Raw genomic sequence first — 26,036 nt, forward strand, 5'->3', positions numbered from 1 at the left:
AGTGTCTACCGACACCGTTAGCAACGCCACCAGTACCCCGGACGTCGAGCAGCCCTGGGCCGAGCTCGGTCTGAAGCCGGACGAGTACCAGCGGATCCGCGACATCCTGGACCGGCGGCCGACCAGTTGCGAGCTGGCCATGTACTCGGTGATGTGGAGCGAGCACTGCTCGTACAAGTCGTCCAAGGTGCACCTGCGCAAGTTCGGCGACATCCCGCAGGAGACACCGGCCGGGAAGATGCTGGCCGGGATCGGCGAGAACGCCGGTGTGATCGACATCGGCGAGGGGTACGCCGTCACGTTCAAGGTCGAGTCGCACAACCACCCGTCGTACGTCGAGCCGTACCAGGGCGCGGCGACCGGGGTCGGCGGCATCGTCCGCGACATCCTGGCGATGGGCGCCCGGCCGGTCGCGGTGATGGACCCACTGCGGTTCGGCCCGCTGGACGCGCCGGACACCAAGCGCGTGCTGCCCGGCATCGTGTCGGGCGTCGGTGGCTACGGCAACAGCCTCGGCCTGCCCAACGTCGGCGGTGAGGTCGTCTTCGACCCGACGTACCTCGGCAACCCGCTGGTCAACGCGCTCTGCGTCGGCGTGATGCGGCACGAGGATCTGCACCTGGCGAACGCGACCGGTCTCGGCAACCAGATCATCCTGTACGGCGCGAAGACCGGTGGCGACGGGATCGGCGGAGTGTCGGTGCTGGCCAGCGAGACGTTCGCCGAGGGCGGTCCGACCAAGCGGCCGGCGGTCCAGGTCGGTGACCCGTTCATGGAGAAGCTGCTGATCGAGTGCACGCTCGAGCTGTTCGCCGCGCGGGTGGTCGAGGGCATCCAGGACCTCGGCGGCGCCGGGTTGTCCTGCGCGACCTCCGAGCTGGCCAGCGCGGGTGACGGCGGCATGTATGTCTCGCTCGACAAGGTGCCGCTGCGGGACGCGTCGCTGGCGCCGGAAGAGATCCTGATGAGCGAGTCGCAGGAACGGATGATGGCGGTCGTCACGCCGGACAACGTCGAGGCGTTCCTGAAGATCTGCGCGAAGTGGGACGTCCAGGCCGACGTCATCGGCGAGGTCACCGGCACCGGCCGGCTCGAGATCGACTGGCACGGCGAGCGGGTGGTCGACGTACCGCCGCGGACCGTCGCACACGAGGGGCCTGTGTACGAGCGTCCTTACGCCAGGCCGGCGTGGCAGGACGACCTGCAGGCTGACGGCGCCGAGAAGTTGCCGCGCGCAACCACTCCGGAGGACTTGCGGGACACGCTGCTGAAGCTGGTCGCGTCGCCGAACCTGTGCGACAAGTCCTGGGTCACGGACCAGTACGACCGTTACGTGCTGGGCAACTCCGTGCTTGCGCAGCCCGAGGACAGCGGGATGATCCGGGTCGACGAGACCAGCGGCCTCGGGGTCGCGGTGTCGACCGACTGCAACGGGCGGTTCGCCAAGCTCGACCCGTACACCGGTGCGAAGCTCGCACTGGCCGAGTCGTTCCGCAACGTGGCCACCACTGGCGCCCGGCCGATCGCGGTGACCGACTGCCTGAACTTCGGCTCGCCCGAGGACCCGGCGGTGATGTGGCAGTTCGCGGAAGCGATCCGCGGCCTGGTCGACGGCTGCATCGAGCTGGGCATCCCGGTCACCGGCGGCAACGTGTCGTTCTACAACCAGACCGGCGAGACCCCGATCCTGCCGACGCCGGTGGTCGGCGTGCTCGGTGTCATCGACGACGTCACCCGCCGTACGCCGATCGGCTTCACGGCCGAGATGGAAGGCCACCAGCTGTACCTGCTCGGTGAGACCGAGGAGGAGCTGTCCGGGTCGGAGTGGGCGCACGTCGTCCACGGCCACCTCGGTGGGCGGCCGCCGGCGGTCGACCTGGCCGCGGAGCAGCAGTTGGCCGACATCCTGATCAACGCGTCCCGCGACGGCCTGATCGACGCGGCGCACGACGTGAGCGACGGCGGTGTCGCGCAGACGCTGGTCGAGTCGGCGCTCCGCGGTGGGGTGGGTGCCCGGGTCTGGGCGCCGGACGGGCTCGACCCGTTCCTGTTCCTGTTCGCGGAGTCGGCCGGCCGTGCGGTCGTCGCCGTACCGCGCACCGAAGAGGTCCGGTTCACCGACATGTGCACCGCACGCCGCTTCCCGCACGCGAAGATCGGCGTCATCACCGGCGACTCCCTGGACGTCCAGGACCAGTTCGAGCTCCCGCTCACCGAGCTCCGCACCGCCTGGACCCAGACGCTTCCGGCCGCCCTCAGCTGACCAGCCCCTCGAGGACCCGGCCGCTGCCCGGTCGTCTGGCACACTCGAAAGGACGAGTGAGGTGAGGCGGATGGTGGAGCAGCGGCCGGCTAAGCCGTCTGTGGGCGACCTGATCGGGTTGGCGTCCGCGGCCGGGCAGGAAGCCCGGGTGGCGGCGGCCCGGCGGCGGCTGGCGAACATCCGGCTGACCGACGAGGAGCGCCGGATCTGTACCGACGACCTGGCGGAGGCGTTCGCCGTCGGGCGGCTGGACGAGGACGAGTTGCACCGGCGGGTGGATCGGCTGAACGAGGCCGTCACGCACGGCGAACTGCAGCCGATCTTCGCTGGGCTGCCGGCGCCGTCGCTGTACCAGCTCGAGCCGCGCAAGACGGGCCGGTGGCGCTGGGCCGCGTTCGTCGGTGCGGTCTGGCTGGCCCTGCCGTTCTTCCTGCTCGGACTGGTCTTCCTGGTCTTCGGTCGCGAGGTCGCCGCCGCGATCTTCGGCCTGCCCGCGATCCTCTGGACATTCGTCGCCTACCGCTGGGCAGCCGGCAAAACCAAACACTCCCGCCGATCCTGAGGCCGGCGGGAGCGCTCCAGCGGATCTACTTGGCTGGATTCGGAGCGACCCACAGGCTGACCTTGCCCGGATGCCTTGTCCCGGACCCGTACACGTACCAGTCGTCGGGAACGGAGTCCTTGGAGTCGTAGTTCGGGCCCGAACCGACCAGGTAGCCCTCGACCTGTACGCCGCGGGCCTCGATCAGCGGCAGAACCTGCGCGACCGTCTTGTTGTCGATGACCAGACCGGCCAGCACCTCGCCCTTGTCGGTCGCCGACGACGACGAATGCTTGTACCTCTCGCCCGGCTTGGCCTTCCGGCACTACGACGGCAGCACCGAGATACAGTTCGGCCGCCGAACAGGTCTTCGAACCGGTCCCTGCGTGGATCCGGTGGTGGGTGCACGGCTCCCTCACTCACCGGCCCTGCCCAGGCCTTGATCGGTGTCTGCGTCATACCCGGTAGATGTCCGGCGACGGTCCGACCCATTTCACCGCACGGGTATTGCGGAACTAGCCTGTGAGGCGTGGAGGCTGTGTTGCGGGTCGCGGTGCGGGCGGACGGGCCCGCGGTGGCCGAGTTGGCGCGCGCCTCGGTGCGGGAGCTGTTCCCGGCGTACTACGACCCCGCCCAGACGGCCAGCGCCGCGGAGCACATCACCACGCTGGACACCGCGCTGATCGACGACGGGACCTACTACGTGCACGAGGCCGGCGGGGAGATCGTCGCGTGCGGTGGCTGGAGCCGGCGGAACAAGCTGTTCAACGCCAGTACGGCGGGAGCCGACGCGCGACTGCTCGATCCGGCGACCGAGCCGGCCCGGATCCGTGCGATGTTCGTCCGCAGCGACTGGACCCGTCGGGGCCTGGGCCGGGCGATCCTGGACGCCTGCACCGATGCGGCCCGGGCCGAGGGCTTCACGCAACTGGCCCTGATGGCGACGCTGCCCGGCGTACCGCTCTACAAGGCTTTCGGATTCACCGAGGTGGAATCCGCCGAACTTCCCATGCCCGACGGCGTCGTCCTCGGCGCCGTCGCGATGGAACGCCCAATCGACCTGCCCGTGAAGGAGAAGTCCGTATGAGCTCAGGCACGACCGTCGCCGCACCCGACGGCACCGAGGTCGTCCTCGGTGAGATCGGTACGCGCGTCCTGCTGAAGAACTCCCGGGTCCGCGTCTGGGAGGTCTCGCTCGCGCCGGGCGAGGCGCAGGGCTGGCACCTGCACCACAACCCGTACGTCGTGCTGTGCCTGTCGACGTCGCCGTGTCACATGGACTGGCTCGACGGCAGCCCGGCCCGGCAGCTGAGCGAGACCGTCGGTGGTTCGGTCTACCGTCCGGTGTCGCCGGTCCACATGCTCACGAACGACGGCGAAACGCCGTACCTGAACCGGTTGATCGAGGTGCTCGACCTGGGTGAGGAGGCCTCGGGCGATCCGTACTTCCTGGTCGCCGGCGTGCCCGCGGAGGCGGGGTTCGAGCAGGTGGGCGAGGTCCCGGCGAAGGTTGTCGTGGACGAGGACGACGTCCGCGTGCAGCACGTCACGCCTGACGCAGGGGAGTCCTACACCTGGCACACCGGCGCGTACCCGGCTCTGGTGGTCGACCTCGATCTGGAGCACCCGGACGTCACGTACCTCGAGCCCGGCGAGTCCTACACGCTGCCCGCCAAACCGACGCGGACGTCCGGCTTCAATCTGGTCGAGCTGCGCTACTACAGCAAGCCACGCACCTGAGCGGCGTCCCGGGCAGCCAGCACCGCGGCAGTGTCGATCTGGTGGAGATCTGCGCGCCGTAGACGTTCCTTGACCAGCGGAACCTGCGGACCGACCGCACTGAGCTCGTCCACACCAAGAGCAGCGAGGAGTACGGCGGCCTGCGGATCGCTGGCCAGATCACCGCAGACGGCTACCCGGACGCCGGCCCGCCTGACCACGTGGTCGATCAGCTGCAGTACGGCGGGGTCCAGGCCGTCGGCCAGTGCCGCGACCGCGGTGTTGGTGCGGTCGGCGGCGGTTGTGTACTGCGTGAGGTCGTTGGTGCCGATGCTGACGAAGTCCAGGCCGGCCGCGAGGGTGTCGATGCGGAGCGCGGCGGCCGGGATCTCGACCATGATGCCGACCTCCAGGCCGTCGGGCCGCGGACCTCGTTGGTCGAGCTGGTCGAGCGCCCAGGCGACCTCGTCGGCGGTCGTCACCATCGGGAACATCACGTGCACCGGTGTCTCGGCCGCGACCCGGCGTACGGCTTCGAGCTGGTCCTGCAGCAGCTCAGGACGGCGACGGAAGACCCGTAGGCCGCGCTCACCCAGGAACGGGTTCGGCTCCTGGTCCTGCGGGAGGAACGGCAGCGGCTTGTCGCCGCCGATGTCCCAGGTCCGGATGGTGATCGGCTTTCCTTGCAGCGCTTGGGCGATCGCACGGAACTGCTCGGCCTGCTCGTCGACGCTCGGCGCCGTACGCCGGTGGCCGAACAGGACCTCGGTCCGCACCAGCCCGGACCCATCCGCACCGCGCGCATCCACAGCGTCCTGCACCGAGCCGACGTTCACCAGTACGGCGATCGTCCTGCCGTCCACGGTCGTCGCCGGCTGATCGGCCTCGGCGATCGCGCGATCCCGCTCGGTCTGCCGCTCGGTGATCGTCCGCCGGACCGCGTCCTCGTCCGGCGCGACGTCGAACGAACCCGCCCGGGCGTCGAAAGCGACGGTCGCTCCGACCGGCACGTCGACATCTCCGATGCCGGTGATGAGAGGTATCCCGCGCGATCGAGCCACGATCACCCCGTGCCCGGTCGTCCCGGCCGCCCGCACCGCGATCCCGGCAACCTTGGCGGCGTCGAGAGTGGCCGCGGTCGCGGCGTCCAGCTCGGGTACGACGAGGATCCCACCGTCGGCCGCTTCGTCGACGGTCGCTCCCGTCAGAGCCCGCAGTACCCGATCCCGCACTGCTCTGACGTCCTGCGCGCGCTCCCGTTGATAGGCGTCATCCAGCCCTTCGAACGTCTTCGCCAGGTTGTCGTAGGTCTGCTTCCAGGCGACCGGTGCCGGCGTACCTGCGGCGATCGCGGCCCGAATCTCGTCGAGCGGCTTGCGATCCTCGAGAAGCGCGAGATGTGCCTCGAAGATTCCGCCGAGCTCGCCACTGCGCTCCCGAAGTTGCCCCAGCTCCTCGGCAACCGTCGCCATCGCGTCCTCGAGCCGTGCCCACTCGTCACCACTGGCGACGTAGCCGCTCACGTCCACCTGCGCCCCGGCAACAACCGCCGGCCCCAGAGCCACATCAAGCCCGGACCCACCGGCGGAGGTCGCTGCCATTCCGATGCTGTCGGGAGCGGCGGTTGTGGCCGGCTCGTCGCCGAAGTTCTCGGCAGCCAGTTTGCCGATCGCCGCGAGCGCCTCGTCGGCCTGCGGCCCGCTCGCCCCGACTCGCAACCGGTGACCCTGCTGGGCGTTCAGGGTTGCGACCATGCTCAGACTGCCTGCGTCGATCGGCCCTCGCCCGGTGTCCAGATCGGTCAGCGTCACCACAGCATCGAACGAGTTCGCCAGCCCCACCAACCGCGCCGCCGGCCGAGCATGCAACCCATGCTCGTTGCCGACAACAACTTCCACCGTCTGATCCGACTCCACCACGGCAGCCGTTTCAGCAGCTCCACCCTCACCGAGATGATCCTGCTTCCCGAGCAACCCACGCTCAGCCTCTGTCGCAACCGCGTCCAGCGAGGCACCGGTGGAGGCTGTCACCACAGCCGCCACCAGCCCTTCGACCAGCGGCGCACTCGACAACCGCACGCGCTCGGCAAGATCCGGATCAACGAACTCCAGTGCCAGCTCCGCACTCAGCACCGCGCTGCCCAGGTCGAGCAGCACGAGTACGCCGTCCGGGCTGTCAGCCGTCGTGATCGCCTCGGAGACCGCCATCGCGTCGGTACCGAACGTCGTCGCGTCCAGCCCGGCCGCGACCGCGATCACCGGACGGTTGTCCGCGGCAACCATCTCCGTGGCGAGCCCGACCGCCGCGGTCGCCAGCGCGTGGCTGTGCGACACGACCACGATCCCGATCATGCGAGGGTGCGGGCAGCCGACTCCAGCAACATCGTCGTACTCGTGGCCCCGGGGTCCATGTGACCGGCGCTCCGCTCGCCCAGGTAGCTCGCGCGGCCCTTCCGGGCCACCAGCGGAATCGTCGCGTCCCGGCCCTTCGCGGCCGCCTCCGCCGCCGCGGTGAGCGCTCCGTCGAGATCCGATCCGCCCGCGACCGCCGCGTCGTACGCATCGAGCGCCGGCGCCCAGGCGTCGTACATGGTCTTGTCGCCGAGCTCGGGCTTACCGCGCTGCAGGATGCCGCCGACGCCGGCCCTGAAGGCCTCGCCGATCGTCGCCGGCGTCAGGCCGGCGCCGGCCAGCGCGGTCCCGAAGCGGAGGAAGAACGTGCCGTACAGCGGCCCGCTCGCCCCGCCGACCTTGCTGACCAGCGTCATCCCGGCCTTCTTCATCAGCTCGTCGACCGTCTCGAAGCTGGTCTCGTCCAGCAGCGCGACGATCGCCTGGAAACCACGGTCCATGTTGGCCCCGTGGTCCGCGTCGCCGATCGCCGAGTCCAGCTCGGTCAGGTACGCCGCGTTGTCGTGCAAGGAACTCGCGGCGTCACGCAGCCAGTTGACGAAGTTGTCGACTCCCATACTCACGAGCCCCAGCGTAGGCCGGGGGTGTTCACCGGTGCGTCCCAGAGACGTACCAGTTCGTCGTCCACCTTCAGCAGGGTGACCGAACAGCCGGCCATCTCCAGTGAGGTGATGTAGTTGCCGACCAGCGAGCGGGCGACGGTGATCCCGGCCCGGTCGAGCAGTTGGGCCACCTCGTTGTACATCAGGTACAACTCGATCAGCGGCGTACCACCCATGCCGTTCATGAAGGCGATCACGGAATCGCCTTGCTGGTAAGGAAGATCGGACACCACCGGGTCGACGAGCATGGCGGCGATGTCGCGCGCCGGTGCCAGCGGCAACCGTTGCCGGCCGGGCTCGCCGTGGATGCCGATGCCGACCTCCATCTCGTTGTCGGCCAGGTCGAACGTCGGCTTGCCCGCTGCCGGGACCGTGCACGACGTCAGTGCCATGCCCATGCTGCGGCCGTTGTCGTTGACCTTCTTGGCCAGGTCCGCGACCTGCTGCAGCGGCTGACCCTCCTCGGCGGCCGCGCCGACGATCTTCTCCAGCAGCACCGTCACCCCGACGCCACGTCGGCCGGCGGTGTAGAGGCTGTCCTGCACGGCGACGTCGTCGTTGGTGACGACCGAGAGTACTTCGGTGCCCGCGTCGGCCGCGGCCAGTTCGGCGGCCATCTCGAAGTTCATCACATCGCCGGTGTAGTTCTTCACGATGTGCAGTACGCCGGCGCCCGCGTCGACCTCCTTGGTCGCCGCCATCATCTGGTCCGGCACCGGCGAGGTGAACACCTCACCCGCGCAGGCCGCGTCCAGCATCCCGAGCCCGACGAAGCCGCCGTGCATCGGCTCGTGCCCGGATCCACCCCCGGAGATCAGTCCCACCTTCCCCGGCCTCGGTGCGTCCTTGCGGTACACGATCCGGTTCTCGTGATCCACCCGCAACCGATCCGGATGCGCTGCCGCCATCCCCCGCAGCGCCTCACTCACAACATCACCAGGTTCGTTGATGAGCTTCTTCATGTCACCCATCTGAGCACACGCCCGCCCGGAACGGGAGTCCCCTGATCAGACGGTCGCCGCGGCCTTCACCTCGGACAGCAACGGAATCGTCCGGATCGGTCGGCTCAGCGTGAGCAGAAGAGACGCGACGGTGAGGATCGCGCCCAGAACGCCCACCGCGGCCCGGTGCCCGAAGCTCGCCAGCATCAGGCCGCCCAGGGCAGGAGCCAGCGGCTGGGAGCTGGTGGCGAGGAACATCACGGCACTCTGTGCCCGGCCTTGCAGATGGTCCGGTGTGATCAGCATCTGGTAGCCGAACAGACCTGAGTTGAGCGCCGGGAGCAGGAGCATCGCCAGGGAGAGCAGCACGACCAGTGCGGCAGGTGCAGTGGTGAACGCGGTCGCGGTGAACGTGCACGCGACGATCCAGGACCCGACGATCGCGATGGCACCGGTGCTGAACATGGCCAGCAGTTTCGGCGTGATGACAGCGCCGAGCAGTCCGCCGACGCCCATACCGGTCTCCAGCAACCCGATCACCGACGGCCGGACGCCGCGCTGCTGCAGGTCGAGGATGAGGACCAGGATCGTCCCGTTGGCCGCGAAGTTCAGTGCGGTGGCGACCAGTGCAATCGTGCGCAGGGCGGGCTGCCGGAACAGCCAGGTGATACCGGAGCGGATGGAGCGCAGCATCGGCTCGGGCTTGGCATCGCGGGTTTCGGGAGCACCCAGTGGGTGGCGGATCAGCGCCAGCAGACCGGACATCACGAGGTAGGACAGTGCGTCGATCGCGACCGGGACCACACGGCCAACGGTGTAGAGCAGTCCGCCCAGAGGGGCACCGGCCAGCGAAGCGACGTACCCACGGCCCTGGTTGGCGGCGACCGCGGTGCCGATGTCCTCAGGCGGGACGATCTGCCGGAGGGCGGCGTTCTGGGCCGGCATGAAGAAGGCGGTGCTCACGCCGCTACCCAGGGCTACCGCGAGCAGATGCCAGATGGTCAACCGGTCCATCCAGCCGGCCACGGCGACCGAGCCGTACAGTACGGCGCCTGCTACGCCGCAGCTGATCAGAATCACGCGGCGGCTCGTCCGATCGACCACTGCTCCGGCCGGCAAGGAGGACATGGTGGCGCCCAGGGCGTACGCCGCACCGACCAGACCGGCCTGCGCCGGCGAGCCGGTGATGGCCATGGCGAGCAGCGTGAAGACGAAAGTGCTCATCGCCGAGCCGAGGGCGCTGATCGTCTGACCGCTCAGGAGCTTGAGGTAGTCACCGTTGCGCAGTAGCCCCCGACCCGACATAACTGGGAGGTTAGGTCTATACCGGGTCAACTATGGACCGCTTGCAGGTTGCTGCAGTCAGTCCTTCGGGCGCAGGAGGGGCCGGACGACCTCGCGGGCGTCGTGGATGCGGGACTTGATCGTGCCGAGCGGGGCGCCGACCTCGGCGGCGATCTCCTCGTACGAGAGGCCGTAGACGTCGCGGAGGACCAGTGGGGTGACCATCTGGGGCCGGTCGCGCTCCAGGGTCTCGAGCGCCTCGAGCAGGTCCAGGCGGGTGCCGGCGATCACGCTGGTGGTGCGGGGGTCCGGCCTTTCCATCGTCTCCGGGCTGTGCGCAGCCTGGGCGGTGCGCTTCAGCTTGCGGTACGTCGACCGCGCCGAGTTCGCCGCGACCGAGTGGACCCAGGTGGAGAAGCTGCTCCGGCCGGAGTAGGAGTTGATCTTGGTCGCGATGTTGAGCAGCGCCTCCTGGGCCGCGTCCTCGGCGTCCGCGGAGTACGGCAGCACGCTGCGGCAGATCCGCAGGACGCGCGGATGGACCAGCCTGAGCAGGTCGTCCATCGCGTTCCTGTCCCCTGCCTGGGCCTGCTCGGCCAGCGCTCCGAGGTCGTCCGTCGGGCTGGTGCTGTCGCTCATCTGCGCCTTTGCTGTCGTTCCGCCCCCGGCAGGGGACTCCCAGTGATCCATAATGCCTTGTATGGGGGTCCCGACCAGACTTGGCCGCTACGTCGTGCGCCGACGCCTGGGCTCGGGCGGTTTCGCTACGGTATGGCTTGCTCACGATGAGCAACTGGATGCCGAGGTCGCGATCAAGGTGCTCGCGGACAACTGGGGCCACGACGACTCGGTCCGGCGCCGGTTCCTCGAGGAGGGCCGGTTCCTGCGCCGGGTCGAGTCCGAGCACGTGGTCCAGGTGCACGACGTCGGCGAGCTCGACGACGGCCGCCCGTTCCTCGTCCTCACCTACGCCGATCGCGGCACCCTGGCCGACCGCCTGAAGAAGGCACCGCTGCCGCTGGCCGAGGCGGTAGACGTCGTCGTCCAGGTCGGCCGCGGCCTGCAGGCGCTGCACCGACGCGGCCTGCTCCACCGCGACGTGAAACCCGCGAACGTGCTGTTCCGCAGCACGGACGAAGGCGAGCGGGCCGTCCTGTCCGACCTGGGCCTCGGCAAGTCGCTGGACGAGGTGTCACGGATCACAATGCCCGGCGGCACCCCGTCGTACGTCGCCCCGGAGCAGGCGATGGGTGAACGGCTGGACCAGCGCGCCGACCAGTACTCCCTCGGCGCCGTCGCGTACGCCGCTCTGACCGGGCGATCACCCCACCAGCTCGACGGCCTGGGTGCGGCCGGCCGGGTCGCGGCGCCGCCACCGCCCAGCTCACTCGGGTTCGAGCTGCCGGAGCAGGTCGACGCCGCGATCGTGCGCGCTCTGGACCCGGACCCAGAGAAGCGCTGGCCGGATGTGCAGTCCTTCACCCGTGAGCTCGTCGGGGGCCTGGACGAGACGACCCACGGGTTCGTCCCCGCGTCGTACGGCATCCGCGACACCTCCGTGGTCGACAGCCCGGCGGACGACAGCGAGACGACCGCCCTCAGCGACGCCAACCAGCCCACGATCGTCAAGCCGGCGCCCGAAGAGCCCGAGGAGACGGCGCCCGCGGTCGCATCGGTCGAGCCCGCCACAGAGCCTGCGGCTGCTCCGAAACGAAGGCGGCGCCGAGGTCGATGGGTGCTCGCTGCCGTTCTGGCACTGATCGTGGGCGGTGGGGTCGGCTTCGGAGCGCAGCGCTACCTGTCCGCGCGCGAGGTCGTGCCGCTGTCCTACAGCTGGGTCAACCTGGAGATGCCGAAGGGCTGGGCCAAGTCGGTCGCCGACGCGGACTGGCAGCCGCCGGGCACTACCAACTCCTATCCGGCGCTCCGGGTCAGCCAGGACCCGAGCTGGTCGACGAGGTCGCCCGGGGTCTTCATCGGCATGACCGACGCGCAGGTCACGCGCCTGTCGGTCGGCAGCGGCAAGTCGTTCGGCTGCGTCGCCGACGAGGAGATCACGACCTCGACGGTCAACGGTTCCGCGGTGACCGAGCGGTTCTCCACCGGCTGCGGCGAGGGCAGCAGTATGCTCCTGCAGCGAGTCGTGGACACGGGGACCACCGGCTCGATGCTCGTTCAGGTCCTGGTGCCGGCCGATGGCCGCGACCAGGCCCTCGAGATCGCCCACTCGGTGTCGTTCACCGGCTGACGAGCGCTTCTGTCCTGCTCGGTCCCGAGGAAGTCCCTGGTGTTGCGTTTCGCGTTCGATCGGCTGCGGCCGTCGCCTGCCCTGATCCAGTCCATCCGCCGCAGTTTCCACCGCCTCCGTTCCACCGTCTTCCGAGCCATCTGGCCGATTGACTGACCGGACTTCGGGTACGGCGTACAGCGTGTTCGACGGTTTCACGAAGTTCGACGCACCGGTGTCCGGGGAAGCTCCGGCCGAGACGCTCGGTCGGCTGATGCCGTTTCTGCGTGGGGATGTACGGTCAGCCAGGTGATGGCGAGGCCCAGCAGCCAGAGGGTGGTGCCGAGGTAGGCGAGGGTGTGGAGGCTGGTGATCATGCCGGCGGGTCTGCCGACGATTGCGCCGTACAGAATGATGCCGACGGCACCGAATGCCTGCCTGCAGGTGTTGTTGACGCCGCTGGCGAATCCGGCGCGATCGGCCGGCAGTGAGGCGACCGCGGCGCTGACGACGGCGGCGGTGAGGAAGCCCATGCCGATGCCGAGGCCGAGTTCGACGGGGACGAGTTCGCGGTAGCCGCCGTGGACCATAAGCAGACAGGCCGATCCGGCTGCCCCGAGCACCAGGCCGATGGTCATGGGCAGGCGGGGTCCGTAGCGGGCGGTAATGCGGCCGGACAGCGGAGCGAGTACGGCGAGCGGCAGGAACAAGGGGATGAGCTCGAGACCGGCCCGGAACGCGTTGTGGCCAAGGTGTTCCTGCAGATACAGCGTCAGTACGAGGATCGTGCCGAGACCGACCAGATTCATCAGGCCGGCGGTGACATTCGCGCCGACGAAGTCCTTGCCGATGCGGAGCGGGCTCCGCGTTCCCTGCCTGGCCGATTGATGGTGAGGGATCAGGCGGAAGGCCAGTGGTAGGCCGACGGCGATGATCGGGAGGTTGATCAGGAAGACGGCCCGCCATCCGAGGCCACTGACCAGCGCACCGCCCAGCAGCGGACCGGACGGGAGCGAGAGTGCTCCGGCGCCGGCCCAGATGCCGACCGCACGTGCCCTTGCCGCACGGTCGACGTACAGGTCGGTGATGACGGCCAGCGTGCCGGGGAGGAGCAGCGCGGCGCCGATGCCTTGTACTGCGCGCGCTGCCACGAGTAGCTCGATGTTCGGCGCCACACCACAGCCCAGCGAGGCCAGACCGAACACCGCGAGGCCTGCAAGCACCACGCGCCGGTGGCCGATCCGGTCGCCCAGTGCACCGCAGATGAGGAGCAGCGCGGCGAGCGCGATCATGTAGCCGTCGACGACCCACTGCTGCCCGGCGAGCGTCGTACCGAGGTCGATCCGGATGTCCGGAAGCGCCACGTTGACCACGGTCACGTCGAGTTGGACCAGGAAGATGCCGACGCAGAGGAGGGCGAGGAGCATGTGTTCCAACCTCGCACCGAATCACTTCGGGTTGCGTCGAAGTGTGACGGTGTGAGCATGGAGGCATGGAGTTCACCGGGGATGCTGATGTGGCCCGCGCGGCCGCACTGCTGGCTGAGCCGGCCCGCGCGAAGGTGCTGATGGCGCTGGCGGACGGCCGAGCGCTCCCCGCGTCCCTGCTCGCGACAGAGGCCGGTGTGTCACCGCAGACGGTCAGCTCACACCTCCACAAGCTGCTGGACGGCGGTCTGCTGGAGATGGAGCGCTCCGGGCGGCACAGGTACTACCGGCTCGCCGGTCCCGAGGTGGCCGCGGCGGTGGAAGCCGTGGCACGCATAGCCAAGCCGCAGCCGATCAACTCGCTCCGGCAGAGCACTCGCGCCGCGGCACTCCGCGAGGCGCGCACCTGCTACGACCACCTGGCCGGTCGGTTAGGCGTTGCTCTGCTGGAAGGCTTGGTACGACGTGAGGCACTGGTGCGGACCGATGGCAGAACCGGCACGGACCGCCGGCCGGAGGACCCGCTGGCGCAGCAGCTCCCGGATGGGCCGTACGCGTTGGGTCCTGCGGCTGCCGAGGTCTTCGGCGAGCTGGGTGTCGACCTGTCGGAGAAGGCATCCGGCCGGCGGTTGCTGAGGTTCTGCGTCGACTGGAGTGAGCAACGGCATCACCTGGCTGGCCGCCTCGGTGCGATGGTCGCCAACGCGACGCTGGAAAAAGACTGGGTACGCCGAAGGCCTCGCCAACGAGCAGTCGACCTCACGGATGCCGGTCGGCACGCTCTGCGCGACCTACTCGGTTAGGGCGTGTCCCGGCGTACGACGCTCTTCGACGCGTGGTCGAGAACGTCCAGCAACGCGTCCTTGTCCTGCGGGAGACCGGTCGAGCTCATCTCGATCGCACAGAGGCCGCTGTCGTCGGCGACCCAGCGGACGATGACGTACCGCATCACCCCTTCGGATGACTGCGACTCCGGCGGAAGATACGTGTAGGCGAGCGTGGCCTGGTCGTCGTCCACCTGCTGGGAAACGATCTTCAGCAACTGGTTCTTGTCCAGGGCATTGAGGTCCTTGATCCGCGCGGCCATCGACGCCGCCGGGGGACGGCTGATGGTGAAGCCCGCCTCGATCCGGATCCAGCGCTTCGAGGTCGGATCGGTGAACCGGGCGTAGTTGGGTGGATCTGGCTGGGTGATCCGCCAGTTGTACGGCACCTTGGCGCTGACGTGGGACTTGACCACGAGCTCCGCGGTGAACGACCGGGTCCTGTAGCTGAGGTCGTCCGCCTGCAACGCAGGCCTGTCGTCGGGCTTGGGTGTGCGCATCGGCGCCATGGGTGTCACCGAAGTCCCCAGCGGAGCCGCCGCGCCGGACGCCACCGCGGGCTGCGCCTCGCCGATCAGCAGTCCGACCCCGTATCCGCCCGCGCCTCCGAGTGCCGTGATCACCACGAGCCCGGATCCCAGCAGGGCGCCAACAGTCCCCCGACGAGCCACGCCTGCCTCACCTCCCACTTGAAGCTCTACTTCAATGACACTTCAGCCCGCCGCAAGGTTGCGGCATCCCGGTAACGATTCCATGAAAAAGCTGCCCGTCCTGGCAGCAGACCTCCGATGGCACCGGCTCAGCCGGTCTCGCGAACCGACTGGGTGGCTCGGAGCAGGACCTCCTCCAGCGCGGCCGAGTCGTCGGGCAGGCCGGTGATGCTCATCTCGACGTTGGCCAGGTCGTCACCGTTGGTCGAGACCCAGCGGACGATCACGTAGCGCAGGGTGTCGGTCGGGATGTAGGTGTAGACCAGCGTCGAGACCGTCCGCGTCTGGTCGTCGTCGCCCACGATCTGCTCGGTGGTCTGGGACTGGATCCGCAGGTCGTCCTGCGGCGGCAGGCTCTTCTTCAGGTCGATGATGAGGCCGTCCAGCGCGTCCTTCGTGGAGATCGGCGGGCGGCTCGCCTCCACGCGGACGCCCCGCTCGTTGCGCGGATCGAGGTACTTGACCTCGGCCGGACGCTTCGGGTCCGTCTTGAAGTGCCAGCCGTCCGGTACGTCGATCGCCATCTGCACCGCCTGATAGTCCTTCGGTGAGACCGTGAACGTACGCCGCCGGAAGCTCAGATCGGTCTCGAGCGGCGGGATCGTGTTCGGCACCGGAGTCTTGACCGGCAACGGGGGATCGGACGGTGTCTGGGACGGGGTCGGCCCGGCCGGTGTCACCTGACCGAGCGGTGCCGCATCACCGGAGGCCGTCGCCGCCGGGATGTCCCAGCGATCGCCGGCGAAGTAGCCGCCGGCCGCCCCGAGGACTGTGATCAGCAGCAGAACGATGACCAGAATCGGACGTTTCACCGGCCCACCGATCCTCGGTTCCGCGCCTGCTCGGTGGCGTCGAGGAGGGCGTCGTACGGCGGGACCCGCAGGCTGCCGGGGGATCGGCTCGAGGGCAGGCTGCAGCGTCCGGGCAGCCGCGGAGCGTACGGCGGGCTGACCGGTCGGGCGCAGGCGGTCGCGGACACATCCTCATCTTCTCAGGCGACCCGGGCAGGGACCCAAAACGTGTGATCCGGTTTCCCCGCCGGCTCGGACTGAATCCTTTCAACGAGGCCTTGACACCCCTCCGAGGCGACCGTAGCGTCCCGCGTGAAAAAAGTAACACGAATGCGCGATTATTTCACATCCCACAGCGGTATTTCGGAGGCGGCTCTCGCCTCGCTCAGGAGGAACTCATGGCACTCGATAAGACCGTCAGCCGGCGGCGTGTCCTGCAGCTGATGGGAGGCGCCGCCGCGGTCGGGACACTGGCGGCCTGCGGAGGCAACGGCGGCGGCTCGTCGTCGTCCGGCGGGCAGCTGAAGGTGATCGGCGCCGGCAGCCAGGAGGCCGGCCTGCGCAAGGCGCTCGACGACTACAAGAAGGCGAACGCCGACTTCGACTTCAACCTCTCGTTCTCGCCCGCCGACCAGTTGCAGACCGCGCTCCGGGCCCAGCTCGCGGCCGGCAACGCGCCCGACATGCACGCGGTCTACCCGGGCAACGGCAGCGCGATGTCGATGGTCCAGCTCAGCAAGGCGAACCTGCTCACCGACCTCAGCGCCCAGTCCTGGACGCAGAAGATCCCGGACGGCTTCAAGGGCGCCTTCCAGCAGGACGGCAAGACGTTCATCTTCTCGCCCGGCACCAGCGTGCTCGGCGCGATCTACAACAAGAAGGCGTTCGCCGCCGCCGGCGTCGAGCCGCCCACGACCTGGTCGGAGCTGCTGACCGTCTGCGACAAGCTGAAGAAGAAGGGCATCGTCCCGATCGCACTCGGCGCGCAGACCCCGTGGGTCACTCAGCTGATCGACTACGCGCTGGTGCCCGGCACGGTCTACGCGAAGAACCCGGACTTCGACGACAAGATGATCGCCGGCAACGCGTCGTTCGGCGACTCCGGCTGGGCCGACGCGATGGACAAGTACCTGGAGCTGCAGAAGAAGGGCTTCTTCAACGACAACCCGAACGGGACGACGTACGAGCAGGCCACCTCGATGGTCGGCACCGGCAAAGCCGCGATGGCCGTGCAGGTGTCCGCGGTGCTGCAGGCGTTCCGGGACGCGTCGCCGTCGCCGGACGACCTCGGCATGTTCCCGTTCCCGGCCACCGACGTCGCGGCCGACAACTGGATCCCGGGCGGCATCGTGGTCGGCATCGCGGTCAGCGCGAAGAGCAAGAAGGCCGAGCAGGCGAAGAAGTTCATCGAGTACTGCGGGCAGCCGGAGGTCGTGAGCGCCTGGTCCCAGGCGGTCGCCTGCGTTCCGCTGTACTCCGACGGCGACGCGAAGGTCGACCCGGTGCTGACGTCGTTCCTGCCGTACCTGAAGGACAACAAGGCCGTGCCGTTCATGGACCAGCGCTGGCCGAACGCCGAGGTCCAGCCGACCCACTTCGCCGTCGTCCAGGAACTCCTCGGCGGCAAGACAACGGTCCAGGGCGCGCTGAAGAAGATGGACGAGGCCTACCGGAAGACCGCATGACCGTCACCGCTCCGCCGGTCGCGCCGGTACGACGGGAGGCCTCGAAACCACCGCGGCGGCGGGGCGGCGGGGTCGCGCCGCCGTGGTTGTTCGCAGCGCCGGCCCTGGTCGTCTACGCGCTGGTGATGCTCTACCCGAGCATCGTCGGCGCGGGATCGGCGTTCACCGACTGGTCCGGCGTCGGCGAGGCACGGTCGTTCGTGGGCGTGGACAACTTCAAGCAGTTGGTACACGACGACCAGGCGCTGGGGGCGTTGCGGAACACGTTGTTGCTGACCATCGCGATCGTCGTCGTACAGAACGGGATCGGCCTGCTGCTCGCCCTCGGCGTACACACGAACATCAAGAGCCGGATGGCGTTGCGGGTGATCTTCTTCGCGCCGGTCGTGGTCAGCCCGGTGATGGTGTCGTTCCTGTGGAAGTACGTCTACAACCCGGCGCCGGACGCGGGCCTCAACGCGGCCCTGAACGCGATCGGGCTCGGTGCCCTCCGGCAGGACTGGCTCGGGAACCCGTCGCTCGCGATCTGGTCGGTCGCGTTCACGGTGATCTGGCAATGCGCGGGGTACTCGATGGTCATCTTCCTGGCCGGGCTGGAAGGCGTACCGCAGGAGTTGCACGAGTCTGCGATGGTGGATGGTGCCGGCACGGTCGCGCGGTTCCGGCACATCACCTGGCCGCTGCTCGCGCCGGCGGTGACGATCAACGTGATGCTGTCGACGGTGGGTGGGCTGACGTTGTTCACCCAGATCATCGCGATGACGAACGGCGGGCCTGGGTACGCGACGGACACGTTGTCGACCGTTCTGTACAAGCAGGCCTTCGTGTACGGGAAGTTCGGCTACAGCACGGCCGTCGCGTTGGTCCTGGCGATCTTCGTCGCGGCGGTGTCGTTCATCCAGATCGGGTACCTGCGATCGAGGGAGACGGCGGCATGAGGACCGGCTATCGTCCCCGCACGTTCGTGCTCGAGATCATCATGGTCGCGGTTGCGATCGCGTTCCTGTTCCCTGTCTACGCGCTGGTGACGCTGGCGTTCAAGGATCCGCAGCAGATCGCGAACAAGCCGTTGTCACTGCCTTCGCCGCCGTCCGTCGGCAGTTTCGGTGAGGCATGGCAGTCCGCATCGCTCGGATCGGCGTTGCTGCACAGCACGTTGATCACCGTTGCCAGTGTGATCGTGCTGATCGTTCTCGGGTCGCTGGCGGCGTACTTCCTGGCCCGGACCGTCACGCGGCTCAGCTACAGCCTCTACATCCTGTTTCTGGTCGGCATCATCCTGCCGTTCCAGCTCGGGATGATCCCGCTGTATCAGCTGGTCAACGACATGGGTCTGCTCGGAACGTACCAGGGCATGATCCTGTTCTACACGGGCATCCAGTTGCCGTTCACGGTGTTCCTGTACACCGGGTTCATCCGCTCGCTGCCGGCCGACTACACCAACGCGGCGTTGATCGACGGGGCCTCGCACCTGCAGGCGTTCGCGCATGTGATCTTCCCGCTGCTTCGGCCGATCACCGGGACCGTGCTGATCCTGAACGCCGTACACATCTGGAACGACTTCTTCACCCCGCTGCTGTATCTGGGCGGCTCGGGCCGGGAGACCGTACCTGTCCGGGTCTTTGCCTTCGTCAACGAATACACCTCCGACTACGGGCTCGTCGCGGCCGGTCTCGCTCTCGCGGCGCTGCCGATCCTGGTCGTCTTCCTGATTCTCCAGCGGTACGTCATTCGTGGCTTCTCCAGTGGCCTGAAGGGATAACTGTGGCTCTCCCCGAGCGCCTGGCGTCGATCCTCACCGATCCGCCCAGGGCCTTCTCACCTGCGCCGCTGTGGTGGTGGAGCGGTGAACCGCTCGACCCGGCGCGGCTGCGCTGGCAGCTGGAGCGGTTCGTCGAAGGCGGCGTGTACCAGCTCGTCGTCATGAACCTGGCGCCGGCCGGGACCGACCACGGCTGCGACGCCGACGACCCGCCGTTCTTCTCCGAGCGGTGGTGGGAGATCTTCCTCGGCGTCTGCGACGACGCTTCGGAGCTCGGGGTGTCGTTGTGGTTCTATGACCAGCTGGGCTTCTCCGGCGCGGACATCCAGGCGCGACTGGTCGCTCGGCAGGCTGCCTTCGCGGGTCGCCGTCTGCACCGGCTGACCGTGACTGGCACTGGTCGGTTGGTACTCCGTTGCCCCGCCGGGGGCCGCGTTCTGGCAGCTGTGCTCGGCTCGGAGTCTGTGCCGGTCGTCGATGGCGTTGTCGAGTGCGAGGCTTCTTCCGAGTCACGCCTGTCCTTGTTCTACGAGACGGATCACGGATTCGACTACCTCAGTTCTGCCGCGTGTGCCGCGTTGCTCGACCAGGTGCACGGGGAATTCGAACGACGGTTGGGAGATCGCCTCGGCCAGGTGGTCGTGGGCTCGTTCCAGGACGAACTGCCATCCGTGCCGACCTGGTCTGCCGACTTCGCCGAACGGTTCGTCGCGCGCTACGGGTACGACGTTCGCGACCATCTGGCCGCTGTGTGGGATCTCGACGTACCGGATGGTGCTCGCGTACGGCGGGACTACCACGCGCTGCGGTCTACGCTCGCGGAGGCGGCGTTCTTCCGGCCGCTGCACGAGTGGCACGAGAAGCACGGGCTGATCGTCGGGTGCGATCAGCAGGATCCGGCGCGGGCCGGGCGTCCGGTCGAGGGCGTGGAGTTGTACGCCGACTATGCGCGGACGCACCGGTGGTTCAGTGCGCCGGGGTCCGATCATCACGGGGATGCGCGAATCCACTCGTCGTTGGCGCATCTGTACGACCGGCCGCGGACGTGGATCGAGGCGTTCCACTCCACCGGGTGGGGCGGAACGCTGGAGGAGACGTTCGACTGGTTGCTGCCGTGGTTGCGGACCGGGGCGACGCTCTACAACCCGCACGCCGTCTACTACACGACGCGCGCCGGGTGGTGGGAGTGGGCGCCGCCGGCAACGGATTGGCGCCAGCCGTACTGGCGCCATCACAAGGCTTTCGCCGATGCGGTGACGCGGTTGTGCGCCGCGCTGTCGCTGGGGCGGCATGTGTGCGACGTCGCTGTGCTCTTCCCCACGACAACCGCTCAATCCGACACCTCGTTGAGCGGCCCTGGGCCAGCTGCTCTGCGCGCGCAGGAGACCTATCGCGAGCTGATCGGTGACGCCACCTGGTTCTCGCCGGTGCCCGGCGTGCTCGACCGGGCGCGGATCGACGCCGACGTGATCGACGACGAATCGTTGGCAGGCGCAGAGGTACGCGGCGCTGCCCATCCGCGGTTGTGCGTTGCCGACGAGTCCTATGCTGCAGTGGTGTTGCCTGCGGCAACTGTGCTCGAGGGCGAGGTGGCGGGACGACTCTCCGAGTTCGTCCTTGCCGGTGGGTTGGTGGTTGCTGTCGGCACCGTTCCGCCCGGCTTGCCGGAGGGCGTCGTACTCGTCTCCACGGCCGCCGAGGTCCCCGAGGAGCTTGGGAGGTTGCAGCGACGGGTCGAGGCCGACGTACCGGTGCTGGCCCGCGAGGTCGACGGCTCGGTGGTCGTGTTCGTCACGCCGACGGAATGGAGTGCGACGGAGATCGCGGGACCGCCGGTCGGGCGCGGGATCAGTCATGAATGGGCCAGTGTCGGCTACACCTTCGATCCCGGACGCTATCGCAGCGAGGTCGTCGTACAGGTTCGCGACGTACCGGGACCGCCGCTGCTTGTGGGTCCGTTTGGTGGTGAGCCTCGAGCCCTTGCCTACAAGACTGTCGGCGACCTGACCGAGGTCGTCGTACCATTCGACGCCGGTCCCGCGGCCCTGCTGGTGTTTGCCTCAGGCAACCCATCGGCGTCTCTCGCGGTCCCGGTGGTGCGGGAGGTGGAGACCTTGGAGGGCGATTGGGACGTGGCGCTGATCCCGACGCTCGACAACAGGTGGGGCGACTTCGCCTGGCCGGCCTCGCCGTCCTCGGGTTCCGTGGTCGAGCGGTGGGCACTCGAGCACCGTGTCGAGGGCTCCGACGACTGGCGCCCGGCCCACGCGACGTTCGGGCCGCACGGCCTGATCGACGGCCGGCCGATCGAGTACTCCGAGAGGCTCGGCATCCACAAGGACCCGATCCACCATCACGCGCTCGGTCCGAAAGGCCACGTCCCCGAGGACTTCCTCGACTTCGGCACCGTGTCCGCGGGCGACACCGTGACCTTCACCGCCACGTTCGCGGTGGATGCCCTCGAGACCACGATCGTCGTCGGCGCCGCCGCGGCCAAGGAACTCCTGATCGACGGCAGTCTCGTACCGATCACCGACTTCGGCGGTCACTTCGCGTCGGGCGCCGTCAGCCTCGCCGCCGGTCCACATCACCTCGAGCTCAGGTTGACTCCCGAGGTGGATCTCCACCTCCGCGCGAATGTCGCCTTCGTCCGCGACATCACGTCGTACCGCCGCCCTGATTGGATCGCTGTCGCCGAGCCGCCGGAACCCGGCACCGCGATCCGCTACACCACAACCGTCGTACCGGGAGAGTGCTCCGAGCTGACCCTGACCGCATGGGGTTCAGCGAAGCTCTTCGTCAATGGTGCGGAGGTCGGGCGGCAGGGCGGGTTCATGCCGTACGAACGCACAACGCCGCGAGTCCGCCGGTACGACGCTTCGTCGGCGCTGCACCCGGGGGCCAATACGATCGCCGTCGAGGTCACTCAGCCGACCCCGATCCTCGTCGACGGCCTGGCCATCAGCGACCACGATTGGAAGGCTGAGGTCGCGGATGCCGTCGTACCAACCGTCCGGCGCCGGCCGCAACACCGTGCCTTGGCCGACCTCTACCTGACCCGCCGACCGCACCCGTTGCCCGCCGCCTCCTGGCTCGACGGCACCCCGACGGCTGCTCTCGAGTCGTCCGCGGTCGTGGCCGTGACGTTCGCCGTACCGCGGTCGGCTTCGGAGCGCATCGAACACCTGCGCTTCGACCTCCCACCAGGTACGACCCGGCTCGAGCTCGACGTGGTCGGCGAAGCAGTTCTCATGGTCGACGGCACCGAACTCGCCACCACCGGCCAACCGTCCGCCGCCGACCCCACCGGCCAGTCGTCCGCCGCCGACCCCACCGGCATCGGCCACCTGGACGTCGCCGTACCTGCAAGCTCCGATCACCTGGACGTCGTTGTACCTGCCGGATCCCGCGTCGGCTGGCTCACTGTCCTCACCCAACCCGGCTTCGAAGCCGGCGCCGCCCTCGCCGGACCCATCCGAGCCCACGTCGGACCTGGCCGCATGTCCCTCGGCAACTGGGAAGACCAGGGCCTGTCGGAGTACTCCGGCGGAGTCCGCTACACCCGCGAACTGCACATCCCCGAAACCCGCGATCTCCAGCTCGACCTAGGCCGTGTCCGCGGCACCGCCGAGGTCCTCCTCGACGGCGTCTCCGTAGGCACCCGCTTCTGCACCCCCTACACCTACAACCTGCCCGCCACCCCCGCCGGCCCCCACACACTCACCATCGAAGTCTTCAACACACTCGCCCCCCACCTGAACGCCACCAGCCCCACCCACTTCATCTTCCCCACCCAAAAAACCTCCGGACTCCACGGCCCAATAACCCTCAGCACGAGCTAGACCGGAGCTGGGATGAGGAAGCGTCGGTAGGTGGTGAAGGGGTGAAGCCTATTCGGCGGTAGACGGGGGTGCCTGAGTCGGTGGCTTGGAGTACGACGGCTTTGGTGCCGTACTCGAAGCCAGGCGGGCGACTGCGGTGGTGACGAGGGTGCCTAGGCCTCGGTTGCGGGTGGTGGTTGCTACCCAGTAGATGCCTGCGGTGTTTCCGTTGTGGATGACCATCGCGCAGGACGCGGGCGTGCCGTTCACTCGTGCGACAACGGCGGTCACGTTTCGGGCCAGCAACGCATCTGGGGAAGCGAACTGATCGACAGCCTCGGCGGGTCGGCCGCTCCCGGCGGGATTCACAGCAGGACGCATGATTCAGGACACTAGGGCCCGCAAGCCGGGCGGCGAGCCGCGGCTTGCGGGCCGCCTGGTCAGGGGGTGGGGATGGCGCCCAGTTGGCGTAGTTGGGAAAGGGTGTCTACTACGCCCCAGGTTTTGGAGATTCGGCCGCCGGTGACGCGGATGATCATGATTTCCTTGTAGGTGATGCGTTTTCCGGTGGGGGCGATGCCCATGAACTCGCCCTCGTGAGTCCCGGTGACGGTATTGCGGCAGACGAGTTTGTCGCCTTCTGCGATCACGTCCTCGACGTGAACGTCGAGGTCGGGGAAGGCGTGCAGGAGCAGGGACCAGACGTGCTTCACTGCCTCGACGCCGGTGGTTTCGATCGGCAGGGGAGTGCCGAGCTCGACGTCCGGGTCGAAGAGTTCGTCGATGGTCTTCGCGACGAAGTCGGGATCGGCGCTGTTCATCGCTTCGTGCAGACGGGCGAAGATTGCCTTGGTGGTTTCCGTGGTTGCTGACATGGGGTTCTCCTGGATGGTCATTTCTGCAGGACTGCCTGGATCTCGAGGGTGATCGACACCTTGTCGCCGACCACGACGCCGCCGCCGTCCATCGGGATGGTGTTGGTCATGCCGAAGTCGCGCCGGTTGATCTGCGTGGTCGCCGAGAAGCCGGCCCGCTGTCCGCCGAACGGGTCCGCGGTGAACCCGTTCACCTCCACGGCGAGCGGTACGGGACGGGTGACGTCGTGCACCGTCAGCTCACCGTCGATGATCCAGCCGTCGTCGGATGGACGGACGCCGGTGGAGCGGTACGTCATCGTCGGGTACTTCTCGACCTCGAGGTAGTCCGCGGTCCGGAGGTGGTTGTCCCGCGGTTCGTAGCCGGTCTCCAGGGACGCGAGGTCGATCGTCGCGGTGACCGACGAGTCCCGCGGATCCTCGCCGGTGACGATCGTGACGTCGTACGTCGTGAACCGGCCGCGGACCTTGGTGACCATCAGGTGGCGGGCGGAGAAGGCGATCTCGGAATGTGCCGGGTCGGCTGTCCAGGTGCCGGGCAGGTACCCCGGGATCAGTTCGTGGGCAAGGTTGGAAAGTTGGTCGCTCATACCCAGGTGACGAACGAACGATCGCCCTGGGGACAGCTCGGATCAGAGTCGTTCGAGCTGCCGGGCCAGGAACCGTCGTTCCGGTGTCGTGGTGGCCAGATCGAGCGCGCGCCGGTACGACGCTTTGGCCTCGGCGTCGCGGTGGAGACGCCGAAGCAACTCGCCGCGGGTCGAGTGAAAGTAGAGGTAGCCGTCCAACTCGAGGCGGTCGACCGTGCGCAGCGCCTTGGCGGGGTCACCGGCCTGCGCGACCGCAACGGCGTAGTTCAGCTCGACCACCAGGGAACTGGTGAGTTCGACCAGGCGCCGATACAACTCGGCGACCTGGGGCCAGTCGATCTGCTCCCGCGTCTGGAGGGATGCGATCGCGGCCTGTACGACGTACGGACCGCGGCCGCCCAACGCGATCGCCCGGTCGAGCAGGGCGCGGCCCGCTGCGAGTTGAGGCCTGTCCCAGAGTGAGCGGTCCTGGTCGTCGAGCAGTACGAGATCCTCACCGGAGAAGCGGGCTCGGCGCCGGGCGTGGTGGATCGTCATCAGCGCGAGCAGCCCGTGCGCCTCTGGCTCATCCGGCATCAGCGCGGTGAGCACCTGCCCCAGGCTGATGGCCTCGGCGCCGAGGTCGACGCGACCGCTGTAGCCCTCGTTGTAGATCAGGTAGATGACGGCCAGCACAGCATCGAGGCGGTCCGGCAGCAGGTGTGCGGCGGGGACCGCGAACGGGATGCCTGCCGCCTTGATCTTGTTCTTCGCGCGGGTCAGGCGGCGCTTCATGGTCTCCTCGGAGACCAGGAACGCCCGGGCGATCTCGGCGGTCTGCAGGCCGCCGAGGGCACGCAACGTGAGCGCCACCTGACCGTCGAGCGGAAGAGCCGGATGGCAGCAGGTGAAGATCAGCTCGAGCCGTTCGTCCTTGATCACGGTGTCGTCGAACTCGTCCATGACTGCCTCGGGTACTGGTAGCCGGTGGATCTTCTCGGCCAGGGTGCGTTCCCGGCGGATCCGGTCGATCGCGCGGTTGCGCGCCGTGGTCGTCAGCCATGCCGCCGGGCTGGACGGCGTACCTTCCGTCGGCCAGCGGTGCGCCGCGATGACGAACGCCTCCTGGACGGCCTCCTCGGCCTTGTCGAAGTCACCGAGGAAGCCGACCAGCGAGGCCAGTACCCGGCTCCACTGCTCGCGGAACACGTCCTCGAGCGTGCTCAACGGCGTACCACCGGCCTGATCTCCACGCCACCGCCGAGCCGGGCGGCGGGGATCCGGGCCGCGAGCTCGATCGCGTCGTCCAGGTTGGCCGCCTCGATCACGCAGAATCCGCCGAGCACCTCCTTGGTGTCCGCGAACGGGCCGTCGGTCGTGAGCGTCCGCCCACCGGCCACCCGCACACTCGTCGCCGTCGCTGCCGGCGCCAACTGCGCCATGTCGACGAAGCGGGACTCATGGGCCAGCTCGGAGTATTCCGCATGCACCTCGTCCGGCGGCGCCGCGTCGTACTCAGCCTCGTTGTAAACAATCAGGGCGTACTGCATCACAACCTCCAGACAGTCGTCTCTCACCCCCCTG

Annotated in this window: 24 protein-coding genes and 1 pseudogene; 10 read left to right on the forward strand and 15 right to left on the reverse strand. The window is 68.4% G+C overall.

The window, feature by feature from the left end:
- Window position 1: 1 nt before the first annotated feature.
- Entirely contained in the window at window positions 2-2,263 is a 2,262-nt protein-coding gene (gene purL, locus OG817_RS40095) for a phosphoribosylformylglycinamidine synthase subunit PurL (RefSeq protein ID WP_396392842.1), read from the forward strand.
- A gap of 70 nt (window positions 2,264-2,333) precedes the next feature.
- A complete protein-coding gene (locus tag OG817_RS40100) occupies window positions 2,334-2,825 on the forward strand; it encodes a DUF1707 domain-containing protein (RefSeq protein WP_406050196.1) in 492 nt (163 codons plus the stop codon).
- A gap of 25 nt (window positions 2,826-2,850) precedes the next feature.
- Here OG817_RS40100 and OG817_RS40105 read toward each other — a convergent pair whose 3' ends face one another.
- On the reverse strand, window positions 2,851-3,063 hold the full coding sequence (locus tag OG817_RS40105; RefSeq protein ID WP_406050197.1) for a hypothetical protein: 213 nt from the start codon (window positions 3,061-3,063) through the stop codon (window positions 2,851-2,853).
- Window positions 3,064-3,333: 270 nt separating this feature from the next.
- Between OG817_RS40105 and OG817_RS40110 the strand changes: the two genes are divergently transcribed.
- Together OG817_RS40110 and OG817_RS40115 are read left to right on the forward strand one after the other, a co-directional pair.
- The gene (locus tag OG817_RS40110) at window positions 3,334-3,891 is read left to right on the forward strand and encodes a GNAT family N-acetyltransferase (protein ID WP_393384976.1); all 558 of its coding nucleotides are present in this window, start codon (window positions 3,334-3,336) and stop codon (window positions 3,889-3,891) included.
- Window positions 3,888-4,544: a hypothetical protein gene (locus OG817_RS40115; RefSeq protein WP_406050199.1), complete on the forward strand. Its 657-nt coding sequence runs from the start codon at window positions 3,888-3,890 to the stop codon at window positions 4,542-4,544. Before OG817_RS40110 ends, OG817_RS40115 begins: the two co-directional genes overlap by 4 nt.
- Here the strand turns inward: OG817_RS40115 and ptsP are convergent.
- The 6 genes and pseudogenes from ptsP to OG817_RS40145 all read right to left on the reverse strand — a co-directional run bounded on the left by ptsP (window position 4,523) and on the right by OG817_RS40145 (window position 10,400).
- A complete protein-coding gene (ptsP, locus tag OG817_RS40120; protein ID WP_406057621.1) occupies window positions 4,523-6,442 on the reverse strand; it encodes a phosphoenolpyruvate--protein phosphotransferase in 1,920 nt (639 codons plus the stop codon). The two genes, OG817_RS40115 and ptsP, sit on opposite strands and share 22 nt — an antisense overlap.
- 21 nt (window positions 6,443-6,463) lie before the next feature.
- Window positions 6,464-6,874 (reverse strand): annotated as a pseudogene (dhaM, locus tag OG817_RS40125) (dihydroxyacetone kinase phosphoryl donor subunit DhaM); the annotation flags it as partial.
- Entirely contained in the window at window positions 6,871-7,491 is a 621-nt protein-coding gene (dhaL, locus tag OG817_RS40130; RefSeq protein WP_406057623.1) for a dihydroxyacetone kinase subunit DhaL, read from the reverse strand. The gene dhaL and the pseudogene dhaM, both read right to left, overlap by 4 nt.
- Before the next feature lie 2 nt (window positions 7,492-7,493).
- Window positions 7,494-8,498: a dihydroxyacetone kinase subunit DhaK gene (gene dhaK, locus OG817_RS40135; protein WP_406050200.1), complete on the reverse strand. Its 1,005-nt coding sequence runs from the start codon at window positions 8,496-8,498 to the stop codon at window positions 7,494-7,496.
- 45 nt (window positions 8,499-8,543) lie between these two features.
- Window positions 8,544-9,782, reverse strand: coding sequence for an MFS transporter (locus tag OG817_RS40140; RefSeq protein ID WP_406050201.1), 1,239 nt, complete (start codon window positions 9,780-9,782; stop codon window positions 8,544-8,546).
- Window positions 9,783-9,839: 57 nt separating this feature from the next.
- Window positions 9,840-10,400, reverse strand: a complete 561-nt coding sequence (locus OG817_RS40145; RefSeq protein ID WP_406050203.1) for an RNA polymerase sigma factor — start codon at window positions 10,398-10,400, stop codon at window positions 9,840-9,842.
- A 61-nt stretch (window positions 10,401-10,461) separates the two neighbouring features.
- On the opposite strand from OG817_RS40145, the gene OG817_RS40150 reads away from it, so the two are divergent.
- The gene (locus OG817_RS40150; protein ID WP_406050204.1) at window positions 10,462-12,009 is read left to right on the forward strand and encodes a serine/threonine-protein kinase; all 1,548 of its coding nucleotides are present in this window, start codon (window positions 10,462-10,464) and stop codon (window positions 12,007-12,009) included.
- Between the two features lie 194 nt (window positions 12,010-12,203).
- On the opposite strand, the gene OG817_RS40155 is transcribed toward OG817_RS40150, so the two are convergent.
- The gene (locus tag OG817_RS40155) at window positions 12,204-13,415 is read right to left on the reverse strand and encodes an MFS transporter (RefSeq protein ID WP_406050205.1); all 1,212 of its coding nucleotides are present in this window, start codon (window positions 13,413-13,415) and stop codon (window positions 12,204-12,206) included.
- Between the two features lie 65 nt (window positions 13,416-13,480).
- Between OG817_RS40155 and OG817_RS40160 the strand changes: the two genes are divergently transcribed.
- Window positions 13,481-14,218: an ArsR/SmtB family transcription factor gene (locus tag OG817_RS40160; RefSeq protein ID WP_406050206.1), complete on the forward strand. Its 738-nt coding sequence runs from the start codon at window positions 13,481-13,483 to the stop codon at window positions 14,216-14,218.
- Here the strand turns inward: OG817_RS40160 and OG817_RS40165 are convergent.
- From OG817_RS40165 to OG817_RS40175, 3 genes are all read right to left on the reverse strand, one after another.
- Window positions 14,215-14,910, reverse strand: a complete 696-nt coding sequence (locus OG817_RS40165; protein ID WP_406050207.1) for a hypothetical protein — start codon at window positions 14,908-14,910, stop codon at window positions 14,215-14,217. The two genes, OG817_RS40160 and OG817_RS40165, sit on opposite strands and share 4 nt — an antisense overlap.
- A 128-nt stretch (window positions 14,911-15,038) precedes the next feature.
- The gene (locus OG817_RS40170) at window positions 15,039-15,761 is read right to left on the reverse strand and encodes a hypothetical protein (protein WP_406050208.1); all 723 of its coding nucleotides are present in this window, start codon (window positions 15,759-15,761) and stop codon (window positions 15,039-15,041) included.
- Window positions 15,758-15,928, reverse strand: a complete 171-nt coding sequence (locus OG817_RS40175; RefSeq protein ID WP_406050209.1) for a hypothetical protein — start codon at window positions 15,926-15,928, stop codon at window positions 15,758-15,760. The genes OG817_RS40170 and OG817_RS40175 overlap by 4 nt, the downstream gene beginning before the upstream one ends.
- Before the next feature lie 210 nt (window positions 15,929-16,138).
- On the opposite strand from OG817_RS40175, the gene OG817_RS40180 reads away from it, so the two are divergent.
- From OG817_RS40180 to OG817_RS40195, 4 genes are read left to right on the forward strand one after another with little or no spacing between them, the layout of a single operon-like run.
- Window positions 16,139-17,425 (forward strand): ABC transporter substrate-binding protein, encoded by a 1,287-nt coding sequence (locus OG817_RS40180; protein ID WP_406050210.1) that lies wholly within the window; start codon window positions 16,139-16,141, stop codon window positions 17,423-17,425.
- The gene (locus tag OG817_RS40185; protein ID WP_360456404.1) at window positions 17,422-18,363 is read left to right on the forward strand and encodes a sugar ABC transporter permease; all 942 of its coding nucleotides are present in this window, start codon (window positions 17,422-17,424) and stop codon (window positions 18,361-18,363) included. The genes OG817_RS40180 and OG817_RS40185 overlap by 4 nt, the downstream gene beginning before the upstream one ends.
- Complete coding sequence (locus OG817_RS40190; protein WP_406050212.1) at window positions 18,360-19,187, forward strand: carbohydrate ABC transporter permease; 828 nt, start codon at window positions 18,360-18,362, stop codon at window positions 19,185-19,187. Before OG817_RS40185 ends, OG817_RS40190 begins: the two co-directional genes overlap by 4 nt.
- A 2-nt stretch (window positions 19,188-19,189) precedes the next feature.
- Complete coding sequence (locus OG817_RS40195) at window positions 19,190-23,029, forward strand: hypothetical protein (RefSeq protein WP_406050214.1); 3,840 nt, start codon at window positions 19,190-19,192, stop codon at window positions 23,027-23,029.
- 419 nt (window positions 23,030-23,448) lie between these two features.
- On the opposite strand, the gene OG817_RS40200 is transcribed toward OG817_RS40195, so the two are convergent.
- From OG817_RS40200 to OG817_RS40215, 4 genes are read right to left on the reverse strand one after another with little or no spacing between them, the layout of a single operon-like run.
- A complete protein-coding gene (locus tag OG817_RS40200; RefSeq protein ID WP_406050215.1) occupies window positions 23,449-23,904 on the reverse strand; it encodes an ester cyclase in 456 nt (151 codons plus the stop codon).
- Complete coding sequence (locus OG817_RS40205) at window positions 23,901-24,473, reverse strand: YceI family protein (protein ID WP_396392824.1); 573 nt, start codon at window positions 24,471-24,473, stop codon at window positions 23,901-23,903. Before OG817_RS40205 ends, OG817_RS40200 begins: the two co-directional genes overlap by 4 nt.
- A gap of 42 nt (window positions 24,474-24,515) precedes the next feature.
- Complete coding sequence (locus OG817_RS40210; protein ID WP_406050216.1) at window positions 24,516-25,679, reverse strand: RNA polymerase sigma factor; 1,164 nt, start codon at window positions 25,677-25,679, stop codon at window positions 24,516-24,518.
- The gene (locus tag OG817_RS40215) at window positions 25,676-26,002 is read right to left on the reverse strand and encodes a YciI family protein (protein WP_406050217.1); all 327 of its coding nucleotides are present in this window, start codon (window positions 26,000-26,002) and stop codon (window positions 25,676-25,678) included. The genes OG817_RS40210 and OG817_RS40215 overlap by 4 nt, the downstream gene beginning before the upstream one ends.
- Window positions 26,003-26,036 lie beyond the last annotated feature (34 nt).

The sequence above is a fragment of the Kribbella sp. NBC_00889 genome, from assembly GCF_045207705.1.
Classification (GTDB): domain Bacteria; phylum Actinomycetota; class Actinomycetes; order Propionibacteriales; family Kribbellaceae; genus Kribbella.

Excerpts from the sequence above, each read along its gene's own strand:
- OG817_RS40100 (WP_406050196.1), top strand. The coding sequence starts at position 2,334 with ATGGTGGAGCAGCGGCCGGCTAAGCCGTCTGTGGGCGACCTGATCGGG.
- OG817_RS40115 (WP_406050199.1), top strand. The coding sequence starts at position 3,888 with ATGAGCTCAGGCACGACCGTCGCCGCACCCGACGGCACCGAGGTCGTC.
- dhaL (WP_406057623.1), bottom strand. The coding sequence starts at position 7,491 with ATGGGAGTCGACAACTTCGTCAACTGGCTGCGTGACGCCGCGAGTTCC.
- dhaK (WP_406050200.1), bottom strand. The coding sequence starts at position 8,498 with ATGAAGAAGCTCATCAACGAACCTGGTGATGTTGTGAGTGAGGCGCTG.
- OG817_RS40140 (WP_406050201.1), bottom strand. The coding sequence starts at position 9,782 with ATGTCGGGTCGGGGGCTACTGCGCAACGGTGACTACCTCAAGCTCCTG.
- OG817_RS40145 (WP_406050203.1), bottom strand. The coding sequence starts at position 10,400 with ATGAGCGACAGCACCAGCCCGACGGACGACCTCGGAGCGCTGGCCGAG.
- OG817_RS40150 (WP_406050204.1), top strand. The coding sequence starts at position 10,462 with ATGGGGGTCCCGACCAGACTTGGCCGCTACGTCGTGCGCCGACGCCTG.
- OG817_RS40155 (WP_406050205.1), bottom strand. The coding sequence starts at position 13,415 with ATGCTCCTCGCCCTCCTCTGCGTCGGCATCTTCCTGGTCCAACTCGAC.
- OG817_RS40160 (WP_406050206.1), top strand. The coding sequence starts at position 13,481 with ATGGAGTTCACCGGGGATGCTGATGTGGCCCGCGCGGCCGCACTGCTG.
- OG817_RS40180 (WP_406050210.1), top strand. The coding sequence starts at position 16,139 with ATGGCACTCGATAAGACCGTCAGCCGGCGGCGTGTCCTGCAGCTGATG.
- OG817_RS40185 (WP_360456404.1), top strand. The coding sequence starts at position 17,422 with ATGACCGTCACCGCTCCGCCGGTCGCGCCGGTACGACGGGAGGCCTCG.
- OG817_RS40190 (WP_406050212.1), top strand. The coding sequence starts at position 18,360 with ATGAGGACCGGCTATCGTCCCCGCACGTTCGTGCTCGAGATCATCATG.
- OG817_RS40200 (WP_406050215.1), bottom strand. The coding sequence starts at position 23,904 with ATGACCATCCAGGAGAACCCCATGTCAGCAACCACGGAAACCACCAAG.
- OG817_RS40205 (WP_396392824.1), bottom strand. The coding sequence starts at position 24,473 with ATGAGCGACCAACTTTCCAACCTTGCCCACGAACTGATCCCGGGGTAC.
- OG817_RS40215 (WP_406050217.1), bottom strand. The coding sequence starts at position 26,002 with ATGCAGTACGCCCTGATTGTTTACAACGAGGCTGAGTACGACGCGGCG.